This is a genomic window from Zoogloea sp., assembly GCF_017302315.1.
In the GTDB taxonomy this organism is placed as follows: domain Bacteria; phylum Pseudomonadota; class Gammaproteobacteria; order Burkholderiales; family Rhodocyclaceae; genus Zoogloea.
In genome coordinates, this window is sequence record NZ_JAFLDT010000141.1 from 1 (window position 1) to 5240 (window position 5240).

Consider the following 5240-nt stretch of genomic DNA (forward strand, 5'->3'; position numbering starts at 1 on the left):
GCGAGTTCCGCGCCGGCCGCCTGCTGCGAGCAGCGCAGGGCAGTCGGCCGAAGGCCGACCGGGGGTGGCGGGTCGCCTTCTTTGCTGACTTTCTTGGCGAAGCAAGAAAGTCAGTCGCCCGCCGGGGGCGGAGGCGGGGTTTCGCGGAGCATGCTCCGCGCCGCCGTAGCCGGCCGGGTGTGCAAACCCGGCCGTGGGAAAATCCCGGCCAACGTCACGCAAAACAACGGAACGCCAGCCAGTGACGGCCACCCCACCGGGCATGAAGATGCCTTACCGGGCAGAGGTGAAAACGCTTTCCATACTTGACGCGAACAGCGCCAATGAATTCGACCTCAGTCCGCAAGATCATCGGCATGCCCTTGATCCGGGTCCGAGGTCGAATGAATTCGACCCTATCGTCATCTCCAGCCACCCGAGCCGAAAACGCACAAAGGGCGGCCGCAGCCGCCCTTTGTGTCGTTCCGTGGCTGCCTCAGCCAGCCAGGTTGGCCGCCGCCAGCGCGGTCAGCCAGCCCCCCGCCACCACACCCGCCGGAAACAGCAGCCGGGTGCGGGTGCGGAAGGGGTAGCTCTCCACCCGGTAGTGGAATTGGTGCCCGCCGACAACGCTGACCACCACCGCCAGTACCATCCCCAGGGCGTTGATCACCGGGTTGGCCGGGAAGGCCATGCTGACCAGCATGTTCACCAACAGGCAGAGGGGGAAGTGCACCAGGAACACCGAGTAGGAGATCCGGCTCAGGTGCACAACCGCCGCAGGTACCGGAAGGGTGTTCAGGAACCCGTGGTGGCGGGCCAGGCCGAGGAACAGCATGACGCCCGTGGCGACGGCGATGCGGGCCCGGAAATCCACCACCAGCGCGGCCACGGCGACGGCGGTCAGCAGGGCCAGCCAGCGTCCGGCACGGGGCTGGCTGCTCGCCCACCAGGCCAGGATGCCCAGGCCGAAGGCGCCGAAGAAGTACAGGGCCGTCTCGTCCCAGAAGGCATCCCGATTGAAGCCGAACAGGGAGACCACGGTGAGCAGCGCGATCAGCAGCGGGGCCACGATGCCCAGCACCGGCTGCCGCGCAGCCAGGCGCGAGGGCAGCCAAAGCAGCAGGATGGCCAGGGCAAAGAGCTGGAAGTCGATGGCCACGTACCAGACACCGGCGGACAGGGCCTCCTGGTCCAGCAGATCGTGGAGCAGCAGCACGTGGGCCAGTAGCTGCCCCAGGTCCGGCGCTGCGGAGATGGAACGGTGCTCCATCCACACGCTGGCCACCGCCGAACAGGCCACGGCCAGCAGCAATGCCGCGGAGTAGGGCACCACCAGGCGGGTGTAGCGCTGGAGCAGCACCGGCAGCGGCGACAGCTTTACCGGCAGGCCCGCCGGCGCAAATTTGGCAGCGAACAGGAAGCCGGAGACGACCAGAAAGATCTGCACGGCCATCCGGGCATATTCATCAAGCCATTGCACCAGCGTTGGCAGCAGCGGTTTGGCCACGTCACTCATGGGGCCATAGAAGGCCAGGTGATGCATGACGATGGCGAGGCAGGCAAAGGCCTTCAGCGCATCGATGGCGGGCATTCTTATTGTTTGTTTGGGCATGGACGGCAAGGTGAAACCGGGCATCAAAAAAGCACCGGGGCAGACCATGGGCCTGCCCCGGTGGTGACAGTTTGCAGTGCACAACGCCTGATGCCCGGTGAAAGATGACCGGGTATTGCCGAAAGTCTGCGATGGATATGAATTTTCGCTGGCTAGGCAGTGCTTTGTCCGGCTTTCGTCTGGATACGTTGACTTCGGCTGCCCGAAACGGAGGCGCCCCGACCGCCTGGGGCGTGTCGGGGCGCGGGAGACGCTGGCCGGCGGAGGATGCGCCGGCCGTAAGCTCAGGGCTTGTAAGCTTCCACAGCGATGGTCAGCTTCACGTCGTCGCCCACGTAGGGGGCGTACTTGCCGGCGTTGAATTCGCTGCGCTTGATGGTGGCGGTGGCGTTGGCGCCGCAGGCGTCCTTCTTGAGCATGGGGTGGGGCATGCAGTGGAAGGACGTGACGGTCAGGGTGACGGGCTTGGTGATGCCCTTGACGGTCAGGTTGCCTTCGATGGTGGCGGGCTTGTCACCGTCGAAGTTCACCTTGGTGGATTTGTAGGTGATGGTGGGGTACTTGGCGGTGTCGAAGAAGTCTTCGCCCTGGATGTGCTGGTTGAACAGGGGGTAGCCGGTGTTCACCGAGGTGGTGTCGATGGTGACGTCCACCGCGCCGGTCTTGGTGGCCTTGTCGAGGGTGATGGTGCCGGTGGTCTTGTCGAAGCGGGAGAGCTGGGTCGAGTAGCCGAAGTGGCTGTATTCGAAGCGCGGGAAGGTGTGGGTGCCTTCGATGGTGTAGGTCTCCGGCGCGGCGAAGGCGGCGGTGGACAGGGTGGCTGCGATGGCCAGGGTGATGAGTTTCTTCATGCTGTTCTCCGTTTTACAGACTTGGGTTCTTGGGGTTGAGGCGGGTTTACTTCTTGGCGGCGGCGTTGGCCACCACGTGGAACTTGATCTCGATCTCGTTGGCGACGGCGGAGACGTCGGCCCAGGGGCCTTCGCCGATGTTGTAGTCCATGCGCTTGAGCACGAAGCCGCCGTCGAAGACGCCGCTGGCGCCCTCCTGCTTGAAGGTGAAGGGGGCGACCAGGTCGCGGGTCTGGCCCTTGATGGTCATCTTGCCCAGGGCTTCGTAGCGGTTGCCGCCCAGGGCCTTGACGCCGGTGGACACGAACTTCGCGGTGGGGAAGGCCTTGACGTTGAACCACTGCTTGCCCACCACCTCGTCGTTGGCGTCCTTGGAACCGGCGTCGATGCTGGCCATGTCGATCTCGAGGGTGGTGCTGGCGGCGGTGGGCTTGGCCGGGTCGAAGGCGATCTGGCTGGTGAAGCGCTTGAAGTTGCCCGGGACGGGCACGCCCATCTGCTTGGACGAGAAGGCCAGGCTGCTCTTGCCGGCATCCACCTGGTTGAACTCGACGGCGTGGGCGGTGCCGGCCAGCAGCAGGACAGCAGTCAGGGTGAGGGTGCGGATCTTCATGATTTCTCCTTGGAGTTGTTCGTTCATTTGCCGAAGGGCAGCATGCGGCGCAGCGTGCCGTCCTTGTCGATGATCACGTGCTTGAGGGCGCCGGCTATGTGCAGGCCGACCAGCGCCAGCAGGCCGAAGTTGAGGGCTTCATGCACTTCCTTGAGCAGGTCGCCCAGGTCTTCGCTCTTGCCCACAAGGTCGGGCAGGGGCAGCACACCGAAGTACACCACCTGGAAGCCCTTGGCCGAACTCATCAGCCAGCCCGACAGGGGCACCAGGAACATCAGCAGGTAGAGCAGGTGGTGGGTGCCCTCGGCGATCTTGTGCTGCCAGGCTGGCATGGGCAGCGGGGCCGGGGGCCGGTGGGTGATGCGCCACAGGATGCGCGGGACGAAGAGCAGCAGCACGGTGATGCCGATCCACTTGTGATACGAGTAGAGCTTGAGCTTGGTGGGCGACAGGGGCAGCTCGTGCATGTAAACGCCCAGGGGGAAGGCGACCAGGATCAGGGCGGCGATCACCCAATGGGCGGCGATGGCGGGCCCGGTGTAGCGCGGGGGCGTGAAGTTCATGGTCAGTGCTCCGGGTTGAAGGGGGCGGGGCTGGCGTCCTGCCAGAGATAGGCGTCCATGGCCAGACCGCCGTAGGTGTACTCCGGTTCCAGCCGGACCGGAATTTCGCCGGGGTTGGCGGCGCCCAGCGCGGCAAAAAGGGGCAGAAGGTGTTCCTCGCTGGGATGGGCTGCGGCCCCGTGCGCAGAGGCCTGCCGGTAGTTGAGCAGGGTCGGCCGGTCATCGCGGGACAGCGCCCCGGCCAGCCAGTCGGCGAAGGCACGAGCTGCCTCGTAGGGCTTGCTGTTCTCGCCCCAGGTGAGCCAGCCGAAGTTGTGGGTGACCGCGCCCGAGGCCAGGATCAGCACGCCCTCGTCGCGCAGGGCGCGCAGGGCGGCACCCAGGCGGCGGTGCCAGTCGGTGCCGGCATAGGGCTGCAGGGACAGTTGCACCACCGGGATGTCGGCCTCCGGGTACATCGCTGTCAGCGGGATCCAGGCGCCGTGATCGAGGCCCCGCTCGGGGGTTTCGGTGCAGGGCAGGCCGGCCTCGTGCAGCAGGTCACGGACCCGGGCGGCCAGTTCCGGTGCGCCCGGCGCCGGGTATTGCATGGCGTAGAGGGCTGGCGGAAAGCCGCCGAAGTCGTGGATCGTCTCCGGGCGGGTGACCGTGCTGACGGTCGGTTCGCGGCTGGCCCAGTGAGCCGAGATCACCAGGATCGCCCGCGGGCGTGGCAGGTCCGTGCCCAGGCGCTGCCACAGGGCCACGCTGGCACCGGGCTTGAGCAGCACGTCGGGGGCGCCGTGGGAGACGAAGAGAACGGGGTGACGGTGCGTCATGACGGGTTCCTCGGGGCGTAAAACTCGTGGATCAGGCAGTCCAGCGATTTGGGGGGATGGCCGACCAGGGCGGCAAAGTCGCAGGTGGTGGCGGCAAAGCGGCCTTCGCCGACGCAGCGGAACATGTCGCCCAGCGCGGCGGCAAACCAGGCCGGCAGGCCGTGGTCGATGAGGTCTCGGATGTAGTCGTCCACTGGCACGTCCTGATAGCGCAGCGGCTTGCCGCGGACCCGGGCGATGCGGGCGGCGATGTCGGCATAGCGGGCGGACGCCTGGCCGGTGAGGGTGTAGACGCGCTTGTCCAGGCGGGGGGCCAGGGCCGCAGCGGCGATGGCCTGGGCCAGTTCGTTGCGCGATACGAGGCTCACCGCGCCGTCGCCGGCCGGCAGGCGCAGTACATCCTGTTGCATGTCCGGGGCGACCTGCAGGCACAGGTCATCGGCATAGAGGGTGTTGCGCACGATGGTGTGCGCCACGCCGCTGTCGGCCAGCGCCGCCTCGGTGTCCTTGTGGACGACGGCGAGTTCGGTGGGGGCAGCGGCGTCCGCATCCATGAAGCTGGTGTACAGGATGTGCCGCACCCCGGCCTCCCGCGCCGCCTGGATGGCGTTGCGGTGCTGGGCGATGCGCAGGGCCCGCGGACCGTCGGTGGACACCATGACCAGCCGTTCGGCACCGGCAAAGGCCCTGGCCAGGCTTTCCGGCTGGCTGAAATCGCCTTGCCGGACATGCACGCCGCGCCGTGCCAGGTCGTCGGCCCGGGCCGGATCGCGCACGCTGACCGCCAGCTGGCCGCCAAGC

The 5240-nt window shown here is 66.9% G+C and carries 6 protein-coding genes; all 6 read right to left on the minus strand.

Annotation, left to right across the window (positions count from 1 at the left end):
- Positions 1-475 precede the first annotated feature (475 nt).
- Positions 476-1573 (minus strand): acyltransferase family protein, encoded by a 1098-nt coding sequence (locus J0L98_RS21010; protein ID WP_296414139.1) that lies wholly within the window; start codon positions 1571-1573, stop codon positions 476-478.
- Between the two features lie 305 nt (positions 1574-1878).
- Positions 1879-2445 (minus strand): YceI family protein, encoded by a 567-nt coding sequence (locus J0L98_RS21015; RefSeq protein WP_296414141.1) that lies wholly within the window; start codon positions 2443-2445, stop codon positions 1879-1881.
- 46 nt (positions 2446-2491) lie between these two features.
- Positions 2492-3058, minus strand: coding sequence for a YceI family protein (locus J0L98_RS21020; protein WP_296414143.1), 567 nt, complete (start codon positions 3056-3058; stop codon positions 2492-2494).
- Between the two features lie 23 nt (positions 3059-3081).
- Complete coding sequence (locus J0L98_RS21025) at positions 3082-3621, minus strand: cytochrome b (RefSeq protein ID WP_296414145.1); 540 nt, start codon at positions 3619-3621, stop codon at positions 3082-3084.
- Between the two features lie 2 nt (positions 3622-3623).
- Complete coding sequence (locus J0L98_RS21030; protein ID WP_296414147.1) at positions 3624-4439, minus strand: class III extradiol ring-cleavage dioxygenase; 816 nt, start codon at positions 4437-4439, stop codon at positions 3624-3626.
- A partial coding sequence (locus J0L98_RS21035) for an SDR family oxidoreductase (protein ID WP_365955240.1) occupies positions 4436-5240 on the minus strand: 805 nt, incomplete at its 5' end. The genes J0L98_RS21035 and J0L98_RS21030, both read right to left, overlap by 4 nt.